General features: G+C 74.6%; 16 protein-coding genes. 7 read left to right on the top strand and 9 right to left on the bottom strand.

All coding sequences use genetic code 11. The features are described 5' to 3' along the window. Window positions 1-21 precede the first annotated feature (21 nt). From OG802_RS12245 to OG802_RS12225, 5 genes are read right to left on the bottom strand one after another with little or no spacing between them, the layout of a single operon-like run. A complete protein-coding gene (locus tag OG802_RS12245; RefSeq protein ID WP_329409961.1) occupies window positions 22-648 on the bottom strand; it encodes a hypothetical protein in 627 nt (208 codons plus the stop codon). Then, window positions 645-2,015 carry a hypothetical protein gene (locus tag OG802_RS12240; RefSeq protein WP_329409959.1) on the bottom strand — a complete coding sequence of 457 codons (1,371 nt, stop codon included), beginning with the start codon at window positions 2,013-2,015 and terminating at the stop codon, window positions 645-647. The genes OG802_RS12245 and OG802_RS12240 overlap by 4 nt, the downstream gene beginning before the upstream one ends. After that, complete coding sequence (locus tag OG802_RS12235; RefSeq protein ID WP_329409958.1) at window positions 2,012-2,785, bottom strand: ABC transporter ATP-binding protein; 774 nt, start codon at window positions 2,783-2,785, stop codon at window positions 2,012-2,014. The genes OG802_RS12240 and OG802_RS12235 overlap by 4 nt, the downstream gene beginning before the upstream one ends. Continuing rightward, a complete protein-coding gene (locus tag OG802_RS12230; protein WP_329409957.1) occupies window positions 2,782-4,125 on the bottom strand; it encodes a zf-HC2 domain-containing protein in 1,344 nt (447 codons plus the stop codon). Before OG802_RS12230 ends, OG802_RS12235 begins: the two co-directional genes overlap by 4 nt. Continuing rightward, on the bottom strand, window positions 4,122-4,739 hold the full coding sequence (locus OG802_RS12225; protein WP_329409956.1) for an RNA polymerase sigma factor: 618 nt from the start codon (window positions 4,737-4,739) through the stop codon (window positions 4,122-4,124). The genes OG802_RS12230 and OG802_RS12225 overlap by 4 nt, the downstream gene beginning before the upstream one ends. Window positions 4,740-4,917: 178 nt before the next feature. Here OG802_RS12225 and OG802_RS12220 point away from each other — a divergent pair, with 178 nt between their 5' ends. From OG802_RS12220 to OG802_RS12210, 3 genes are all read left to right on the top strand, one after another. After that, window positions 4,918-5,121 carry a hypothetical protein gene (locus OG802_RS12220; protein WP_329409954.1) on the top strand — a complete coding sequence of 68 codons (204 nt, stop codon included), beginning with the start codon at window positions 4,918-4,920 and terminating at the stop codon, window positions 5,119-5,121. Then, window positions 5,122-7,245 (top strand): 4-alpha-glucanotransferase, encoded by a 2,124-nt coding sequence (malQ, locus tag OG802_RS12215; protein ID WP_329409952.1) that lies wholly within the window; start codon window positions 5,122-5,124, stop codon window positions 7,243-7,245. An 83-nt stretch (window positions 7,246-7,328) separates the two neighbouring features. Then, window positions 7,329-7,598, top strand: a complete 270-nt coding sequence (locus OG802_RS12210) for a hypothetical protein (protein ID WP_329409950.1) — start codon at window positions 7,329-7,331, stop codon at window positions 7,596-7,598. A gap of 186 nt (window positions 7,599-7,784) precedes the next feature. Here OG802_RS12210 and OG802_RS12205 read toward each other — a convergent pair whose 3' ends face one another. Continuing rightward, window positions 7,785-8,306: a MarR family winged helix-turn-helix transcriptional regulator gene (locus OG802_RS12205; RefSeq protein WP_329409948.1), complete on the bottom strand. Its 522-nt coding sequence runs from the start codon at window positions 8,304-8,306 to the stop codon at window positions 7,785-7,787. Between the two features lie 78 nt (window positions 8,307-8,384). Between OG802_RS12205 and OG802_RS12200 the strand changes: the two genes are divergently transcribed. Further along, window positions 8,385-9,431 carry an EamA family transporter gene (locus OG802_RS12200; protein WP_329409946.1) on the top strand — a complete coding sequence of 349 codons (1,047 nt, stop codon included), beginning with the start codon at window positions 8,385-8,387 and terminating at the stop codon, window positions 9,429-9,431. A gap of 92 nt (window positions 9,432-9,523) precedes the next feature. Here OG802_RS12200 and pepN read toward each other — a convergent pair whose 3' ends face one another. Further along, complete coding sequence (gene pepN / locus OG802_RS12195; RefSeq protein ID WP_329409944.1) at window positions 9,524-12,091, bottom strand: aminopeptidase N; 2,568 nt, start codon at window positions 12,089-12,091, stop codon at window positions 9,524-9,526. A gap of 202 nt (window positions 12,092-12,293) precedes the next feature. Between pepN and OG802_RS12190 the strand changes: the two genes are divergently transcribed. Next, a complete protein-coding gene (locus OG802_RS12190) occupies window positions 12,294-12,800 on the top strand; it encodes a DUF1203 domain-containing protein (RefSeq protein ID WP_329409942.1) in 507 nt (168 codons plus the stop codon). A 150-nt stretch (window positions 12,801-12,950) separates the two neighbouring features. Here OG802_RS12190 and OG802_RS12185 read toward each other — a convergent pair whose 3' ends face one another. Continuing rightward, entirely contained in the window at window positions 12,951-13,967 is a 1,017-nt protein-coding gene (locus OG802_RS12185) for an aspartate-semialdehyde dehydrogenase (protein ID WP_329409940.1), read from the bottom strand. A gap of 338 nt (window positions 13,968-14,305) precedes the next feature. On the opposite strand from OG802_RS12185, the gene OG802_RS12180 reads away from it, so the two are divergent. Both OG802_RS12180 and OG802_RS12175 read left to right on the top strand, forming a co-directional pair. Further along, entirely contained in the window at window positions 14,306-14,845 is a 540-nt protein-coding gene (locus OG802_RS12180) for an RNA polymerase sigma factor (RefSeq protein ID WP_329409939.1), read from the top strand. A 1-nt stretch (window position 14,846) separates the two neighbouring features. Further along, window positions 14,847-15,599 carry a hypothetical protein gene (locus OG802_RS12175; protein ID WP_329409937.1) on the top strand — a complete coding sequence of 251 codons (753 nt, stop codon included), beginning with the start codon at window positions 14,847-14,849 and terminating at the stop codon, window positions 15,597-15,599. An 83-nt stretch (window positions 15,600-15,682) separates the two neighbouring features. Here the strand turns inward: OG802_RS12175 and OG802_RS12170 are convergent, their stop codons facing one another. After that, window positions 15,683-19,006, bottom strand: coding sequence for a S8 family serine peptidase (locus OG802_RS12170; protein WP_329409935.1), 3,324 nt, complete (start codon window positions 19,004-19,006; stop codon window positions 15,683-15,685). Window positions 19,007-19,014 lie beyond the last annotated feature (8 nt).

Raw genomic sequence — 19,014 nt, 5'->3', positions numbered from 1 at the left:
GCCCCGCGCGCCCGCGGCCGTTCAGGCGCGCGTGCCCTCCGGCCGGGAGCCGCGGATCACGTGCAGCGCCGTGCCCACCACGAACACCGCGCCCGCCGCCAGCCACGCCCCCGCCTCCTGACCCGGCCGCGTCGGCCACGCCCACACCGTGACCCCCCACCCGTGCACCCCCCTCGACGCGAGATGGACCGCGCCGAGGTAGCAGAACGCGGGCAGCCAGCTCAGCCGGGCGCCCACCACGACGGCCGCCACCGCGGTGACGCCGACGCAGCCGAGCAGGTTGCGGAGCGAGACCGCGGCGACGAGGGCGGGCCCGTCGCCGGGCACGGCGAGCGCCGGCGGCACGCAGGCCAGGGCCGACAGGGCGAGCAGGTGGACCAGCCGGCGGAGCCACCAGGGGCGCACGGCCGTGCGGTCCAGCTCGTCGGACGGGGCGTACAGGCTCGCGCCGATCAGCGCGGCGGCCGACAGCGGCGCCAACGCCACGACCTGCGCCGACCAGCCCGCGGCCGGGTGCGCCTGGCCCGCCCGGTGCGCCGCGCCCACGGCGAACGCGCAGGTCACGGCGAGCAGGGCAAGGGTGACGGGAAGGGCGCGCGAGCGGGCGTAGAGGCCGATGCCGGTCGGCGCGGGACGGTGGAGGCTCACAGGGCGGGCACCCCCGCCGGGTCGCAGTCGCCGACCGCGGCGAAGTACGCCGACAGCCAGGTCCGCCGCTCGCCGGCGTCCATCGAGGCCAGCCGCTCGCGAGCCGCCCGCCGTTCCCTCAGCTCGGCCCGCCGGGCGGCGTCTCCCTTCGCGTCCAGCGCGTCGAAGTACTCCTGGAGGGGGTTCGGCGCGAGGTGGTCGGAGACGGCGGCGTCCACCGCGCGCAGACGCGCGCCGGGCTCGCCGCACCGCGCGCCTTCCTGGAGCGCGGCCACCGCTTCCCACGCGTACTGCTCGGGATCGGTCAGCCGGCCCCGCACGACCGACCAGCCGATCGGCGTCAGAAGGGGCAGCTGCACCTCGCCGTCACCCGGCTCGCCCGGCCGGTCCTCGAACCGGACGGGCAGGTTCCGTACGCCCTCCAGGCGGCCGGTGACACCCGACAGCGCCTTCGTCACCTGCGGAAGCATGCCTGCGTAGCGGGCGTTCACACAGATCTGCGGCACGGTCGAGGTGTCGCACACCTGGCGGCCCTCCACCGGGTTCGCCCGCCACAGCGCCGGCCCCGACTGCACCAGCAGCCCGCCCGCGGCCGCGGCCGCCGCCAACGGCAGCAGGACGGCACGCCGACGCCGCCCCCGCAGCGCGTACGCCAGAACGGCCGCCGCCGTCAGCCCGCACACCCACACGGACATCGCGACGGGCTGCCACCCCACCGGCACCAGGCCCTCCGCCACGGGCATCGCCGGGTCCAGCCGGCGCAGACCGCCCGCGCCCGCCTCTCCCGACAGGGCCAGCGCGAGATATCCGGCCGCCGCCAGCAGCGGCGGCGCCGGCCGCCAGGCCACCACCCGCCCCACGACGTGCCCGGCCACCGCGGCGGCCAGGAGCGCCACCACGTCGGCCGGCAGCAGGTCCGCGTACGGCCGGTCGCCCCGGGCGTACGGCCAGGTCGCCAGCAGCGCCCCGGCCACGGCGAGCAGATAGCCCGCCACCACCCACAGCGCGAGCGGCAGCGCCGCCGCGAGCAACCGGACCAGCGGTCCGCGCACGACCGTCGTCCACAGTTCCCCCGTGCCCCGGCGCCGCTCCCGCCCGCCCTGCCAACAGCCCGCGGCCGCCGCGAGCGGTACGAGGACCAGCTGCATGGCGTGCAGTTCGGTGCGGGTCTCCGCCCAGCCGCCCTGCCAGCGGTCCGCCTCGACGGCCAGCAGCACGGCCGGGGTGAGGAAGGCGGCGGCTCCGGCCCAGGGGGCGAAACCCCGGGTGGCCTCGGCGCGCAGGGGGTGCGGCGGGCGCGGTGGGGCGGGCCGGGCGGTCCGCTTCCCGGGGGCGAGGGTCTCCGGATCTCCGGTGACGAGGGTCATCGCGTCGGCTCCAGGGGGGTGCGGTGGGCGCGCAGGGCCGCCGTGTAGCCGCGCTCGAGGGGGTTGTCGCCGACGCCGTCCGGCCCCGCGGCCTCGCCGACGCCGCTGAGCGAGGCCGGGGTGCCCCGGTAGGCGACCCTGCCCGCGTCCAGGAGGGTGACCTCCGTGCAGGCGGCGGCCACGTCCTCCACCAGGTGGGTGGAGACCACGACCGTGGCGCGGGCGCCCAGTTCGCGCAGCAGCGCGCGGAACTCGACGCGCTGCTCGGGGTCGAGACCGGCGGTCGGCTCGTCGAGGAGCAGGATCTCCGGCTCGTTGACGATGGCCTGGGCGATGCCCACCCGGCGGATCATGCCGCCGGACAGCGTCCTCACCTTGGCGTCGGCCCGGTCGCCGAGGCCGACACGCCGGACGGCGGCGTCGACGGCGTCCGGGACGTCCGCGGCGGGCATGTCCTTCAGCCACGCCACGTACGCGACGAACTCGCGCACGGTGAAGCCCGGGTAGTAGCCGAACTCCTGCGGCAGATAGCCGAGCCGCGCACGGACCGCGCCGCGCCGCGCCGGATCGCCGACGTCCTCGCCGAGGATCTCGACCCGGCCGGCCGACGGGCGCGCCACGGTCGCCAGGATCCGGATCAGCGACGTCTTGCCGGCGCCGTTCGGGCCGAGCAGTCCGTGCACCCCGGGGCCGAGGTCGAGATCGACGGCGTCGAGCGCCACGGCCCTGCGGTGCCGCACGCGCAGTCCGCTCACTCGTATCGTGCTCACGGCTTCTCCATGTGGTCGTAGGCGGAACGGCGGGCGGCGAGCAGCGCGGCGCACAGCAGGGCCGCGGCCCCCCAGGCGCCCTGGGCGCGAGGGCCGGCCAGGTAGTGGTCGAGCTGCCCGGCCAGCCCGGTGAGGGCGGGACCGCCGGACGCGGTCAGCGCCGGGGCGAGGACGGCGAACGACCAGCCCCCGCCCGTCAGCGCGGTGGCGGCACGGCAGCCGACCCAGCCCGCCAGCGTCAGCGAGGCGAGCGTCAGGGCGAGCCCCGGCAGCAGCCAGGCGGCCGCGCCCGGCGCACCGGCGGCGGGCAGCAGCAGACCGGTGAGGGTGAGCAGCGGCAGGCTGACGGCGAGTACGGCGGCCGTGCGCGTCAGCAGCAGCCGCAGCCCTCCGGACGGTGTGGCCGCCGCGATCTCGTGCAGCGGGTCGGCGTGCACCCCGTAGGAGAGGGCGACCCCGGCGACGGGCGCCAGCGGCGCGAGCGCCAGCAGCAGCGGCCGCGCGGCCTCGGCCCCGCCCCCGTAGGAGAGGCCGAGGGCGCCGAGGGCGACCAGCGACACGGCGGGCAGCCAGGCGCCCCGGACGGCGGGACCCGCGGCCCACAGCGCACGGACCAGGAAGAAGGACCATTGACGCGCACGGTGGGGGGAACGGCCCGGGGGACCGGGGCGAGGCGGCGGGGGGACCGGGCGGACCGGGTGCGCCGAGCCGGCCGAGTCGGCTGAACCGGCCGTATCCGTCGAGCCCGTCGAGCCGGTCGGGCGGGCTGAATCGGCCGGGTGGGCCGGGTGGGCCGGGTGAGCGGCCATCGGCCCGGCCTCCGGGGCCCGGTCGCCGACCGCCTCCTTGAGCGCCGCCTCCCTGAGTACCGCCGCCTTTTCGTGCACCGCGTTCTTGAGCACGGCCTGTTCGAGCGCCGCGTCCTTCAGCACGGTGTGCTTGAGCGCTGCCTTCTTGAGTCCGGCTTCCCTGAGTCCGGCTTCCCTGAGCCTCGCTTCCCTGAGCCTCGCTTCCCTGAGCCTCGCTTCCTTGAGTCCGGCGTGCCTGAGTCCGCCGTTCTCGCGTACGGCGTCGCTCTGCACGGCCGACTCGCTCGGCACGGCCGTCTCGCTGAACGCGACCGACTCGCTCGGCGTCGCCTCCCTGAGGACCGCCTCGCGTATCGCGGCCAGTACGGGCCCCGCCGCAGGTGAGCGGCGTACGGCCGCCGAGACGCGCGCCGCGCACGCGCCGCAGCGCTCCAGGTGCTTCTCCAGGGACCAGGCGTCCGACTCCGGCAGGGAGCCGTCCGCGTAACGTGCGGCGAGGTCGTCGGACGCGTGCCAGGGGGTCGTGCTCATGCCGGGCCTCCCGCCGGACGGGGATGCGGAGCCGGGTGCGGTTGCAGTTGGGCGAGGGCCGCGCGAAGCTCGGCCCGGGCGCGCATCGCGCGGGTCTTGACCGTGCCCTCGGGTATGCCGAGCAGCCGGGCCGCCTCCCGGGTGGTGAGCCCGTCGACGACGGTCACGCGCAGCACCTCCCGCAGTTCGGGCGAGATCCGGTCGAGAGCGGTGCCGACGTCGCCGAACTCCAGGGCGGTCAGCGCCCGCTCCTCGGCGGAGGCGACGGCCGGCGACGGCCAGTCCTCCACCCGCGCCGTCTCGACCCGCGCGGCCCGCTCCTGCACGCGGCGCGCGTCGACGAGGCGGCGGGCGGCGATGGTCCACAGCCAGCCGCCCGCCTCCTTGCCGGCGTGCGCGCCCGCCGAACGCCACACGGTCACGAAGGTGTCCTGCACCACCTCGCGCACGATCTCCGCGTCGGCGCAGCGCCTGCCGAGTCGTGCGAACAGCCATCCGGCATGCCGGTCGTACAGCGTGGCCAGCGCCGACGGGTCGCCGTCCGCCACGGCCCGCAGCAGCGCCGCGTCCGTGTCGCCCTCCCGGTGGCCCCTCACGGGGCGGAACAGTCTCACACCTCTTCTATCGGCCGGGCCCGGCCGACCGGTTCACGCGGCGGCGGCGTTTCCGGGGCCGTGTGCCTGAGCGGAGCGCGGAGGGTTGTGGCAGGTTGGGATGCGAGGGGGACGTCTGTCCTCGCGTGGGCTGGGTAGGGCTGCGGTATCCGATGTCGTTTCCGAGGAGGAGGCCCCCGTGATCGCGCCGGCCCGGTCCAAACGCCCGGCGGAGACTTCCGCCCCCACCGCCGCCTATCTCGCCGATCCCCGTCCGTGCGCCTTCGGCGCCGGGGGGAACCGCGCACAGTCCCCGCTGACCAGCGAACCGCCGCTGCCCGACGCCGAGCCCCTGACCAGCGAACCGCCGCTCGCCGCGGACCCCGACTCCACGAGGCCGTAGATGACCGAACCCCCCGGAGAGGAGCTCGCCCGGCTCGCCGCGCTGCACGGCGTGGCGACCTCCTACCAGCCCTCCCCGGACCGCACGGTCGCGGCCCCGGCCGTCGCCGTCGTCCGTGTCCTGGCCGCGCTCGGCGTCGACGCGGGCTCCCCGGCGGCCGTGCGCGCCGCGCTCGCCGCCCGGGAGCGCGAACTGCGCGAGCGGCTGCTGCCGCCGACCGTGGTCTGCTGGGCCGGCGACCGGGTGGAGGCGCTCGCCGCCCTCCCCGGGGGCAGCAGGCTGCGCGTGGAGACGGAGCAGGGCGACAGCCACGAGTTCGACGACGCCCACGCCTCCCTCGCCGGCCTTCCCCCCGGAGTGCACCGGCTGACGGCCGTCACGCCCGACGGACGCTCCGGCAGCGCCCACCTCGTCGTCGCGCCGCCCCGGCTGCCCGCGCCCGCGGGCCGGTCGTACGGGCTGCTCGTCCAGCTGTACTCGCTGCTGTCCCGCCGCTCCTGGGGCATGGGCGACCTGGGCGACCTCGGTGAACTGGCCGCCTGGGCGGGACGGGTGCTGGGAGCCGGGTTCGTCCAGGTCAACCCGCTGCACGCGGCCGTGCCCGGAACCCCCACCGACCCCTCCCCCTACCGGCCCTCCTCCCGCCGCTTCCCCGACCCCGTGCACCTGCGCGTCGAGGACGTACCCGAATACGCCTACGTCCGCGACGACGCGGTGCGGGCCGCGCTGGCGGAACGCGCCGGACGGCTGCGCGAGGCCGTCCTGGACAAGGGCGGGCTGATCGACCGGGACGCCGTGTGGGCGCTCAAACGGGAGGCCCTGGAGCTGGTCGCCCGCGTGCCGCTGGGACCCGGCCGGCGCGCCGCCTACTGCGACTTCCTCGCCGAGCAGGGCCAGGCCCTGGAGGATCACGCCACCTGGTGCGCGCTCGCCGAGGTGCACGGTCCCCGCTGGCAGCAGTGGCCGGCCGAGCTGCGCGACCCGCGCTCGGCCGGGACCGCCCGCGCGCGCGGGGAGCTGATGGACCGCGTGGACCTGCACTCCCGTCTGGCCTGGCTCACCGACTCCCAGCTCACCGCCGCCCAGCGCGCCGCGCGGGAGGCGGGCATGCCCGTCGGGATCGTGCACGACCTGGCGGTCGGCGTGCACCCCGAGGGCGCGGACGCCTGGGCGCAGCAGGAGTTCTTCGCCGCCGGGATGTCGGTCGGCGCGCCGCCGGACGCCTTCAACGCCCGCGGCCAGGACTGGGGTCTGCCGCCGTGGCGCCCGGACCGGCTGGCCGCCTCCGGCTACGCGCCCTACCGGCGGCTGCTGCGGGCGCTGTTCCGCTACGCGGGCGCCCTGCGCATCGACCATGTGATGGGCCTGTTCCGGCTGTGGTGGGTGCCGCAGGGCGAGCCGCCGACGCAGGGCGCGTACGTGCGCTACGACGCGGAGGCCATGCTCGCCGTGCTGGTGCTGGAGGCCTCCCGGGCCGGCGCGCTGGTGATCGGCGAGGATCTCGGCACCGTCGAGCCGGGAGTGCGCGAGGCGCTGCGCGAGCGCGGTGTGCTCGGCACGTCCGTCCTGTGGTTCGAACGCGACTGGGAGGGCGACGGACGTCCGCTGCCGCCCGACCGCTGGCGCGCCGACTGCCTGGCCACCGCCACCACCCACGACCTGCCGTCCACCGCCGCCCGCCTGACCGGCGAGCACGTCGAACTGCGCGACCGGCTCGGCCTGCTGACCCGGCCGCTGGAGGAGGAGCGCGCGGAGGCCGCCAACGACGCGGCGGAATGGCTGGGCCTGCTCAGCCGGCTCGGGCTGCTGGCGGGCGCCGGCGGGGGCGGGGACCTTTCCTCGGAGGAGGCCGAGGTGCAGGCCGTGCACCGCTTCCTGCTGCACACCCCCGCCCGCATGATCGGCGTGTGGCTCCCGGACTGCGTCGGCGACCGCCGCCCGCAGAACCTGCCCGGCACCTGGGACCAGTACCCGAACTGGCGGCTGCCGGTCGCCGACGCGGAGGGCCGCCCGGTCACCCTGGAGCAGCTGGCCGCCTCGCCGCGACTGCACGCGCTGATGGACGTCCTGCGGGAGCGGCCCGCTCCTTTGCCGGACGGCCCTCACGGGGAGGACGCCGAATGAGCGCGGGGAGGGACCCGGGCGTCCCGCGCCTCATACGGCACCCCGGACGCGCGCTCCCCGACGCGGTTCGCTAACTTTGCACCGTGGACAAGAAGAACGCCCTGCGCGCCGGCGCCCTGGCTGCCGGTACGACGCTCATGATGCTGCTCATGTCGTCCCCCGCCCTCGCGCTGACCCGCGACGACGGCGACGACCCCGGCCCGGGACTGAGCGTCATCGAGACGCTGGGTCTGTATGTCCTGGCCCCGCTCGCGCTGTTCGCGCTGATCGCGGGCCTGGTCTGGGTCCTCGACCGGTCCAAGGACCGCAACGACCCCACCAGCTCCAACATCGCGGTCAAGGGCAAGGCCTAGGCACAGGCCCGGGGCCCAGGGCCCGGGCCCGAGAGTTCTCCGGCCCACGGGCCGCGGCGCCGTCGGAGGACGCCGCGCCCGTGGGCCGTCAACGTGTGATGACGGCCGCCCCGGTGGGGGAGGGGCGTCCCGTACGGTCACCCGTACGGCCGCGGCGAGGGGCGGGCGTTCCCGCGCGCCGGCCGGTCAGCCGCCGGGCGTCTCCGTGGCCAGCAGCAGTTCTCGCAACAGGTCGGCCAGTCGGTCGGCCTGTTCGGCGTTCAGGGCCGCGTTCAGGGCCTTCGTCTGGGCGTCCAGTCCCGCGCTCACCGCGCGGTCGACCAGTTCCAGCCCCTTCTCCGTCAGCGTCACCTGGAGCCCGCGGCGGTCGTGCGGGTCCGGGGAGCGGCGCAGCAGTCCGGCCCGCTCCAGTTTGTCGAGCCGGCCGGTCATCCCGCCCGTGGTGAGCATGAGCGTCGCCGACAGCCCGCGCGGCGAGAGGGTGTAGGGCTCACCGGAGCGGCGCAGCGTCGCCAGGACGTCGAACTCCCCGCGGGCGATGCCCAGCGCCCCGTACGCCTCGTCCAACCGGTCGCCCATCGCGCGCGTGAGCCGGGAGATCCGGCCGAACACTTCCATGGCGGCGGTGTCGAGGTCGGGGCGGACCATCGCCCACTGCTCGACGATCGCGTCGACCGGGTCCTTGCGCGGCGGCTGCTGACTGCTCATGGACCGAGTATCCAAGGCGTTCCGGTCGCGCGCAAGAAAGTGGCTTGACGGTAAGTAGCTTGGCGCTAAGCTATTTCCATGAAGAAGTCGGCGATCGTCCTTCTCACCGCCCTCGCCCCGGTCTCCTGGGGCACCACCTACGCCGTGACCACCGAGTTCCTCCCCCCGGACCGGCCCCTGTTCACCGGTCTGATGCGGGCCCTGCCCGCCGGGCTGCTGCTCCTCGCCCTGGGCCGGGTCCTGCCGCGAGGCCTCTGGTGGGGGAAGGCCGCGATACTCGGCGCGCTGAACATCGGCGCCTTCTTCCCCCTGCTCTTCCTGTCCGCCTACCGGCTGCCCGGCGGAATGGCGGCCGTCGTCGGCTCGGTCGGGCCGCTGTTCGTCGTCGGCCTCTCGGCGCTGCTGCTGGGGCAGCGGCCCACCGCGCGCAACCTGGTCACCGGGGCCGTGGCCGCGTCCGGGGTCAGCCTCGTCGTGCTGAAGGCGGCCGGGGCGCTCGACCTGCTGGGCGTGCTCGCGGCGGTCGCCTCCACGGCGTCGATGTCGACGGGCACGGTCCTGACGAAGAAGTGGGGCCGTCCCGACGGCGTGGGCCCGCTCGCCCTGGCCGGCTGGCAGCTCACCGCGGGCGGTCTGCTGATCGCTCCGCTCGCCTTCCTCGTCGAGGGCGCACCGCCCGCTCTCGACGGCCGGGCCGTCGGCGGTTACCTCTACCTCGCCCTCGCCAACACGGCCGTCTCGTACTGGCTCTGGTTCCGCGGCATCGGCCGCCTCAGCGCGACCCAGGTCACCTTCCTCGCCCCGCTCTCCCCGCTGACGGCCGCCGTCGTGGGCTGGGCCGCGCTGGGCCAGGCGCTGACGCCGGTCCAGCTGGCGGGCATGGCGCTGGCGTTCGGCGCGACGGTCGCCGGCCAGCTCGGCGCGGGCCGGCCCCGCACCGCAGGGCTCGCGGCGGGCCGGTCCGGGAAGGGCCGGCCCGAGGTCGGCGGCGGGTCGCGTGCCGGACGGCTCACGGCGGACACGGCGGACACCTCGCCCCGGACGCCCCCGCCCCCGCCCCCGGCCCCGGTGCCTGGGCCCGCCCCGGCTCCCGGCCACCGGCCCGCCGTCGAGCGGAGTTCGTGACGCGAGCCGTGCCGTAGGGGCGGGGCATGCGAAGGGCGCCCGGTGTGACACCGGGCGCCCTTGTCGCCGTACGGGTGAGCCGAACGGGCGGGTCAGCTCGCGTCGGCCGCCTGGGCCTTCAGCGCGCGCTCCACGCCCGAGCGGGACTCGGAGACGAGGCGGCGCAGGGCCGCGTTCGGCTCGGCCGAGGCCAGCCAGGCGTCCGTCCTGTCCAGCGTCTCGCGCGAGACCTGGACAGCGGGGTAGAGGCCGATCGCGATCTGCTGGGCGATCTCGTGCGAACGGGAGTCCCAGATGTCCTTGACGACCTCGAAGTACTTCTCCGTGTACGGCGCGAGCAGCTCACGCTGGTCGGTCTGCACGAAACCGCCGATGACGGCCTCCTGGAGGGCGTTGGGCAGCTTGTCGGACTCCACGACCGACGCCCACGCCTCCGCCTTGGCCTCCGGCGTCGGACGCGCCGCCCGTGCGCTCGCGGCGTGCCGCTCGCCCGCCGCCGTCTTGTCCCGCTCCAGCTCGGCGGCGATGTCGGACTCGTCGAACTGCCCCACCGCCACCAGTCGCTGCACGAACGCCCAGCGCAGCTCGGTGTCCACGGCCAGGCCCTCGATGGTCTGCCCGCCGTCCAGGAGCGACTCCAGCAGGTCGATCTGGTCCGGCGTGCGCGCCGTCGCCGCGAACGCCCGCGCCCACGCGAGCTGGTGGTCGCTGCCCGCCTCGGCGGAGCGCAGATGGGCGAGCGTGGCGTCCGTCCAGCGGGTCAGCAGGTTCTCGCGGGCGGCCGGGTCGGCGTACAGGTCGATGGCGAGCTTGACCTGACGGTGCAGCGACTGCACCACGCCGATGTCGGACTCCTTGCCGATGCCGGACAGCACCAGGGACAGGTAGTCGCGGGTGGGCAGTTCGCCGTCCCGGGTCATGTCCCAGGCCGACGCCCAGCACAGGGCGCGCGGCAGCGACGACTCGAAGTCGCCGAGGTGCTCGGTGACGAACGCGAGCGACTGCTCGTCCAGGCGGACCTTGGCGTACGACAGGTCGTCGTCGTTGAGCAGGACGACGTCCGGACGGCGCTTGCCGACCAGCTGGGCCACGGAGGTCAGCTCGCCGTCGATGTCCAGCTCGACGCGCTCGTCGCGCAGCAGCTTGCCGCTCGCGCCGTCCAGCCCGTACAGGCCGACCGCGATGCGGTGCGGGCGCAGCGTCGGCTCGCCCTTCGCGCCCGCCGGGAGCGCCGGAGCCTCCTGGCGGATGGCGAACGACGTGATGACGCCGTCGGCGTCCGTCTCGATCTCCGGGCGCAGCACGTTGATGCCGGCGGTCTGCAGCCACTTCTGCGACCAGGTGCCCAGGTCGCGGCCGGAGGTCTCCTCCAGCGCGCCGAGCAGGTCCGACAGACGGGTGTTGCCGAACGCGTGGCGCTTGAAGTACGTCTGCACGCCCGAGAAGAACTCGTTCATGCCGACGTACGCCACGAGCTGCTTCAGGACGGACGCGCCCTTGGCGTACGTGATGCCGTCGAAGTTGACGAGGACGTCGTCCAGGTCGCCGATCTCGGCCATGATCGGGTGGGTGGAGGGCAGCTGGTCCTGCCGGTAGGCCCACGTCTTCATGGAGTTGGCGAACGTGGTCCACGAGTGGGGCCAGCGCGAGCCCGGCGCGTAGGCCTGGCAGGCGATCGACGTGTAGGTGGCGAACGACTCGTTCAGCCAGAGGTCGTTCCACCACTCCATGGTGACCAGGTCGCCGAACCACATGTGGGCCAGCTCGTGCAGGATCGTCTCCGCACGCACCTCGTACGCCGCGTCGGTCACCTTGGACCGGAAGACGTACTGGTCGCGGATGGTGACCGCGCCCGCGTTCTCCATCGCGCCCGCGTTGAACTCCGGCACGAAGAGCTGGTCGTACTTCTTGAACGGGTACGCGTAGTCGAACTTCTCCTGGAACCAGTCGAAGCCCTGCCGGGTGACCTCGAAGATCGCGTCCGAGTCCAGGAACTCGGCGAGGGACGGCCGGCAGTAGATGCCGAGCGGCACCGACTGGCCGTCCTTCTCGTACACGCTGTGCACGCTGTGGTACGGCCCGACGACGAGCGCGGTGATGTAGCTGGAGATCCGCGGGGTCGGCTCGAAGACCCAGACGTCGTCCGCCGGCTCCGGCGTCGGGGAGTTGGAGACGACGGTCCAGCCGGACGGCGCCTTCACGGTGAACTGGAAGGTGGCCTTCAGGTCCGGCTGCTCGAACGACGCGAAGACGCGACGGGCGTCCGGGACCTCGAACTGCGTGTACAGGTAGGCCTGCTCGTCGACCGGGTCGACGAAGCGGTGCAGGCCCTCGCCGGTGTTGGTGTAGGCGCAGTCCGCCACCACCCGCAGGACGTTGCGGCCCTCCAGGAGCCCGGGAAGCGCGATCCGGGAGTCCTTGAACACCTCGGCCGGGTCCAGCGCGTCCCCGTTGAGGGTCACTTCGTGGACGGTCGGGGCCACCAGGTCGATGAAGGACTCCGCGCCCGTGCCGGCGACGTCGAAGCGCACCGTGGTCACGGACCGGTAGGTGCCGCCCTCCTGCGCCCCGGACAGGTCGAGATCGATCTCGTACGAGTCAACGGTGAGCAGCTTCGCCCGCTGCTGCGCCTCTTCGCGAGTCAGGTTTGTGCCAGGCACGCGGTCATCTCCTCGATATGTGTCGGTTGCGCCATCCTTCCACGAGGGGGCCGCCCGGGGCGACGACGTTCCCCGCGCCCCCGGCCGGCCCCGCGGGAGCCCGCCCGGAGGCGTACGCCTACCGTGCCGCGCCGGCGGCGGGCCCGACCGCGACGTCCGGATTCCGCCGGTGCCGCCGCGCGGCGGGCGGGACGCTGGACGCATGACGACTCCGACAGCCACCCGCCCCGGCGTCCGCACCGCACGGCCGGTCCCGATCCCGCCCGACGTCCTCGACGAGCTGCGCGCCGCCGACGACGCGGGCCGCCCGGCCGTCCCCGTGACCGACGAGGAGGGCGGCGCCCCGCTGCGCTGCTGCCTGCGCCGCAGCGAGCCCGGCGACTCGGTCGTCCTGGTCTCCTACGCGCCCCTGCGGCGCTGGGCGGCCGGGACCGGCGCCGACCCGGGACCGTACGACGAACAGGGCCCCGTCTTCCTCCACGCGCGCGCGTGCCCGGGCCCGGCCGGGGACGCCCTGCCGTTCACGGACAGCCACCGCACCGTCCGCCGCTACTCCTACGACGGCCGCATCCTGGGCGGCCGGCTCGTCGAGGACCCGGACGGGTTCCCCGCGGCCTTCGCCGAGGCGTTCGCGGACCCGGAGGTCGCGCTCGTCCACGTACGGGCCGTCGAGTACGGCTGCTTCCTCTACGAGGTGCGCCCGCGCTGACGCCCCGGCCCGCCACGGCACGAGAACCCGGACGGCGCTGGGGACAGGCCGGGACGGAAGGGGAGAGGCCGGGAAGGGGGACCCGGCGGGGACGACGGAGGGGGGCGGGCGTCCGTGTGGACGCCCGCCCCCCTCCGGGGACGCCGTGCCTCAGTCCTTCAGCTCCGCCGCCACCAGCTCCGCGATCTGCACCGCGTTCAGCGCCGCGCCCTTGCGCAGGTTGTCGTTGGAGACGAACAGGGCGAGGCCGTGCTCGACGGTCTCGTCCTGCCGGATGCGGCCCACGTACGAGGGGTCCTGGCCGGCCGCCTGGAGCGGGGTGGGGATGTCGGAGAGGGCCACGCCCGGCGCGCCGGCCAGCAGCTCCGTGGCGCGCTCCACCGTCAGCGGACGCGCGAACCGGGCGTTGACCTGGAGGGAGTGGCCGGAGAAGACCGGGACGCGCACACAGGTGCCGGAGACCTTCAGCTCCGGGATCTCCAGGATCTTGCGGGACTCGTTGCGGAGCTTCTGCTCCTCGTCGGTCTCGTGCAGGCCGTCGTCGACGATCGAGCCCGCGAGCGGGACCACGTTGAAGGCGATGGGACGCCGGTAGACCTGCGGCTCGGGGAAGTCGACCGCCGCGCCGTCGTGGGTGAGCCGGTCCGCGTCCGCCACGACCTTCTGCGCCTGCCCGTGCAGCTCCGCCACGCCCGCGACGCCCGAGCCGGACACCGCCTGGTAGGTGGCGACGACCAGCGCCTCCAGGCCCGCCTCCTCGTGCAGCGGCTTCAGCACCGGCATCGCGGCCATCGTGGTGCAGTTCGGGTTGGCGATGATGCCCTTGGGGCGGTCCACGATCGCGTGCGGGTTCACCTCGGAGACCACCAGGGGCACCTGCGGGTCCTTGCGCCAGGCCGAGGAGTTGTCGATCACGACGGCGCCCTGCGAGGCCACCTTCTCCGCGAGCGCCTTCGACGTCGCGCCGCCCGCGGAGAACAGCACGATGTCGAGGCCGGTGTAGTCGGCCGTCGCCGCGTCCTCCACCGTCACGCCGTCCAGGACCGTCCCCGCCGAGCGGGCCGAGGCGAACAGGCGCAGCTCCGTGACCGGGAAGTTCCGCTCCTTGAGGATGCTGCGCATGACCGTGCCGACCTGACCGGTGGCTCCGACGATTCCGACCCTCACGGCGACTCCCTTTGTCTCGTTCTGTCTCGCTGCGTACGCATTGCCTGGCCGTGGCTTTCCCATCATGCGGCCGACACCGGCCTACCTGTCCAATTCTTTGCCCGCCATGCCCGAGGACTGGGACGCCCCCCGGTGTCCGGCGGTTGCGGAAATCGCTCCCGCACCCCCGCTGAGCTGGAGGAATTCCCTCCGGCGCGGCCACCGGCCGCAAGCTGTGCTGCCGCGGACGCCGGTGTGACGTACGCCTCCGCGGCCCGCTGCGAATTCGCCCGCGCCGGAGGCGAACGTTTCCGGGCGCGGCGGCGTCGTAGGAGAAACGCGGCGAGGGAGGGGTGCGCGTGCTGCGCAGAATCACCCGCCGGGTCCAGGGGGACGAGGCGGCCGGGCCCGGCGGCGACCCGCTGGACCCGGCGCAGGAGCGCCGGGTGCGGGCGGTGCTCGCGCTGGGCGGTGTGCCGCAGGCGGACCTGCCGGACGGGGTACAGCAGGTCCGCCTGCGGCTGCTGGAGCGTGCGGCCAAGGGACACGAGGCGCCGCGCGACGTCTCCGCCTGGGCGGCGGTCGTGGCCTCCAACCTCGCCATGGACTGGCACCGGGCCCGGCGCAGGCAGGAGCGCCTGGGGGAGCGGCTGGCCTCCCTGCGCGGGCACGAGCACCCTTCCGGCGAGGACGACAGCGTCCTGTCCCTGGCCGTCGCGCGCGGCCTGGAGGACCTGCCGGACGCCCAGCGGCAGGTCGTCGTCCTGCGCTTCTACGCCGATCTGCCGGTGCGCTCCATCGCCCGGGAGCTGGGCGTCCCGGAGGGCACGGTCAAGAGCCGCCTGCACACGGCGGTCCGGGCCCTGCGCGCCCGCCTGCACGAGGACGAGGTGGTCTGACGTGACCGCGGAACACGACGGCCGCGGCGGGCCCGACGCGCTGACGGCGGCGATCACCGGGGAGCCGCTGCCGGACGAGGCCCGTGCGGACGCCGCCTTCATGGCGGAGCACCGCTCGGCGGTCGCCGACGTGGCGCTGCTCCGGGAGCAGCTGGGCGTGCTCGCCGACGCGCTGACGGAACCGGTGCGCGAGGGCGCGGCACGGCCGTCGCCGGCGCCCGTCCGCCGGGCGCGCGCCCCGCGCCGGCTGCGTCCCCTGCTTCTGGGGGCCGTCGGGGCGGCCGCCGCGGGAGCGCTGGTCCTCGGGACCGGCTGGGCGCTCGTGCGGACCGGGCCGGGGGCCGCCGACGACGCGGGGAGCAGCAGCGCGGCGAGCGACGCCGGCCGAGGGGAGGCCGGGGGCAAGGTGTCCGAGGGCGCGGGCGGGCTCCTGGCCGATCCCGGTTACCTCGCCTGCACCCGGCTCGTCGTCGAGGGCGACGTGACGGGCGTCCGCCCGCTGCCCGGCACGAACCGCGAACGCGTCAGCGTGCGCGTCGCCCACGCCTACCGGCCCGCGAGGACCGCGCCCGAGGTCGGCGTGGACAGAGAGCTGACGTCGGGGGCGCCGCTGGACCCCGGCGACCACGTGCTGGTCGCCCTCGGGCGGGGGAGCGGCGTCCCCGACGTGTGGGTCGTCGGCGAACCCGACATCGCCCCGCAACGCCGGGCCCTGGCCCGGACCCTGCCCGAGACGGCCGCCGTCTGCGGATAGGCGACGGCGAGGGGCGGGCGCCCGTACGGACGCCCGCCCCTCTTCGTGCCCAGGTGCTTCAGGTGTTGCGGATGGTGCCGGTGTTACGGAGTGACCTTCTCGATCGTCACGTTGCCGGCGCCCGCGACGGTGCCCCGCGCGTTGACCAGCTGGACCTGGCCGAACAGGACCCGGCCCGCCGGGGCGGTGGCCGCGGCGGTGACGGTGGCGGAGACCGCCGTCGAGGCGCCCGTGGCCAGCTTCACCGGCGCGGACCCGTCGACCGCGACCGTGCCGAGAGCGGACGACAGGAACGCGTCCACGTAGTCGTACGTGGTCGTGCCGGCCGGGACCGAGTAGCCCGCGACCGCGACGGTGTACGTGCCGGCGGCGGGCGACGGGATGGAGACCGCCTCCTCCGAGTCGCCGTCGGCCTGCTGCGCGACCTGCTTGCCCGACGCGTCGTAGACCGTCAGGTCCAGGTCGGCGGAGGCGTCGGAGACGTTGCCGATGGAGACGTCGAGCGACTTCGCCCCGGCCGGGACCTCGACCGTGGTGGTCTGGGTGGAGCCGTTGGCGATGGACGGGCGGTCCTTCTTCGACGAGCCGAGCGGACCGCCGGCCAGCTTGCCGTCGAAGGCGGCGAACTTGTTCGTCACCGTCCAGGAGGCGGCGGCCGGGACGCCGACCTTCGCCTCGGGCACGGTCACGTTCTCCGGGGCGAAGGCCGCGCCGTAGACGGTGGCCTCCAGCTTGTACGGGTTGTCGAGCAGCGGCGAGGTGCGGCGCGACTCGACCTCGATCTCCCAGACCCCGGCCTGCGGGTTCTGGTACGAACGGGCGTCGGGCCGGCAGCCGTTGGTGTCCGGGTAGTTGCTGTAGCAGTAGATCGTGGAGCTGTCCTCGACCGCGACGCCGTAGGGGTGGATCGAGATGAACCGGGTCTGGCTCTTGTCCTTCAGTCCGCCGATCGCGACCTCGAACGCCTTGGCGCCCTCGGGCACGGTCAGGAAGTAGGACTGGAAGCTGTTGCGCTGCACGGTGTTCGACACGGAGAACGTGTGCTTCACCGGCGTCGAGACGACCACCGTGTTGAGGATCTGCTTGTCGACGCCCTCGGTCTTCGGGTCGTCGACCGTGAGGATGGCGCTGGCGATGCCCGCGGCCCTCGGCCGGGCCTGGATCCGGACGGTCACCGGCTTGTTCAGCGGCAGCCTGACCTCGTCGTCGCCGAGGATCCGGAACGTGCCGGCCGCGTTGTTCTCCAGCTCCAGCTCGTGGCGGACCGCCTTGTCGGGGCCGGAGGTGCGGGTGACGGTGACGTCGTACGTCTTCTTCTGCCCGGCCTTCAGACCGCTCTCACGGTCGTAGATCCCGGTGCCGAAGCCCGGCGTCTTCAGGGCCTGGTCGAGCGCGGTGTCGACCGGGGCCCTGACGGTGTAGTCGTGCGCCGTGGCGCCGTGCCGGATGGACTTCCAGGCGCCGACGATGTCGATGGCGCCCGCGCCCTCCTCGTAGGCCTGCAGACCCTTGATGTGGTCCGCGGTCGAGGTCAGCGCGGTGCGCAGGACCGTCGGCGTGAGGGCGACCCTGGCCTGCTTGGCGGCCGAGATCAGCAGCGCCGAGGCGCCCGCGGCCTGCGGGGAGGCCATCGAGGTGCCCTGCAGCATGGAGTAGCCGGCCGGCAGGGTGTAGCCCGCGTCGGCGACCGGGGAGCCCGGCAGCCAGGTCTGGGTGGTGTTGATCGCGGCGCCGGGGGCGACCAGGGTCGGCGTGAAGCCGCCGTCCTCACGCGGGCCGCGCGAGGAGAAGGGCAGCAGCGCGTACTTCTTCGTCACCTGGGAGCCGTAGTTGGCGGCCCAGGTCTCCTTGGAGATGGCCGCGCCGACCGAGATCACCTTGTCGGCCAGACCGGGGTCGCCGATGGTGTTCGCGCCGGGGCCCTCGTTGCCCGCGGAGATGACGAGCTGGACGCCGTAGGTGTCGATGAGGCGCGTGTACAGCTCGGCGCGCGCGTTGTTGCCGTCGTTGAGGCCCGGCAGACCGCCGATCGACATGTTGACGATGTCGACGCCGCGGTTGACGACCAGGTCGATCATGCCCTCGGTGAGGGCGACGTTGGTGCAGCCCGGGCCGAAGACGCAGGCACGGGAGGAGACGATCTTCGCGCCGGGGGCGGCGCCGTTCATCCGGCCGCCGAACAGGCCGTGCGCGGCGGTGATGCCGGCGACGTGCGTGCCGTGCTCGCTGGCGATGAGACCGATGTTGGCGAAGTCGGCCTTCTTGCCGACCCAGTCGCCGCCGAACGGGTCCATCGGCACGTCCTTGCGGATCTGCACGACGAACGGCTGGCGTTCGGCCACGTCGGTCTTCGGGTCGTCGGTGCCGAAGTACCCGACCTGGTAACCGTCCTTGTACGGCTTCATCGCGGTGTCGTCGCCGAAGTCGCCGTTGTTGTTCACGTCGACGGTGACGGTGCCGGCGGCCGCGTCGTACAGGACGCCCCACGCGTCGGTGGTGTCACCGTCGCGGTTGACGTCGCCCTTGGCGTCGCCGCCGGCGGTGGCGGACTCGCGGAACAGGTTGACCTGGTACGAGCCGGGCTTCGCGGTCCAGGTGCGGCCGCCGTAGCTGAAGGAGGGGCCGGACACCGAGGTCGTCATCGGGCGCCAGGAGGCGTCGCCGTCGAGGATCGGGTCGGTGGCGGTCACCCAGTCGACGATCTTGCGCTCGCCGGTGGTGGTCTTCTGCAGCGCGGGGTGCGCCAGGTCCACGCCGGAGTCGAGGATGCCGATGGTGACGCCGCGGCCGTCCGCCTTCGGGTTCTTCTTCACGAAGTCGACGGCGCCCGTCTCGAAGGACGGGTTGTACGGGTTCTCGGCGGGGGTGTTGCGGTTCGGCGCGGGGTAGGTCTTCGCCTTCCCGGCGGACCCGGCGGACCGGGTGTGCCCGGCGGCGTCCGCGTCGGGGGCCGGGTCGTCGAGGACGATGTCCTGCCGCAGGTCGATGGCGTGCACGGAGGACAGCTCGGCGGCGGCGGCGATCGCCGACTCGGCCTTGGCCGTCGGGACCGTGGCGCGGACGTAGCCGAGCTTGTCGTAGGACTGGCCCACCGAGCCGCCCTTGACCGCGTCCAGCTCCTCGGCGACCTGCTCGGTCCGGCCGGGGGCGGTGGCGACCATCAGCGTGACGTTCTTGGCGCCGGAGGCCTTGGCCTCGGCGAGGAGGGCGGCGTCGTCGGAACCGAGCTTGACGGGTGCGGACTTCGCGCCCGGGTCGGAGGTTCCCGGGGCCGGTCCGGAGTCGGCGGAGAAGGCCAGGGGTATCGGCCCGGCCGCGGACAGTGCGGCCACCAGGCCGGCGGCCACGGCTATGCGGGCCACGCGTCTGGTGCCCGATATCGGTGCACGCTGGGGGGTGAGGGTCATCGGCATCC

It is taken from the genome of Streptomyces sp. NBC_00704, from assembly GCF_036226605.1.
In the GTDB taxonomy this organism is placed as follows: domain Bacteria; phylum Actinomycetota; class Actinomycetes; order Streptomycetales; family Streptomycetaceae; genus Streptomyces.
The sequence above is the reverse complement of the archived record's forward strand: the minus strand, read 5'-3'. Positions and strand labels throughout refer to the sequence as shown.

Bases quoted from the DNA above. Each gene is read 5' to 3' on its own strand.
- OG802_RS12240 (WP_329409959.1), bottom strand. From the start codon at position 2,015: ATGACCCTCGTCACCGGAGATCCGGAGACCCTCGCCCCCGGGAAGCGG.
- OG802_RS12230 (WP_329409957.1), bottom strand. From the start codon at position 4,125: ATGAGCACGACCCCCTGGCACGCGTCCGACGACCTCGCCGCACGTTAC.
- malQ (WP_329409952.1), top strand. From the start codon at position 5,122: ATGACCGAACCCCCCGGAGAGGAGCTCGCCCGGCTCGCCGCGCTGCAC.
- OG802_RS12205 (WP_329409948.1), bottom strand. From the start codon at position 8,306: ATGAGCAGTCAGCAGCCGCCGCGCAAGGACCCGGTCGACGCGATCGTC.
- OG802_RS12200 (WP_329409946.1), top strand. From the start codon at position 8,385: ATGAAGAAGTCGGCGATCGTCCTTCTCACCGCCCTCGCCCCGGTCTCC.
- OG802_RS12190 (WP_329409942.1), top strand. From the start codon at position 12,294: ATGACGACTCCGACAGCCACCCGCCCCGGCGTCCGCACCGCACGGCCG.
- OG802_RS12170 (WP_329409935.1), bottom strand. From the start codon at position 19,006: ATGACCCTCACCCCCCAGCGTGCACCGATATCGGGCACCAGACGCGTG.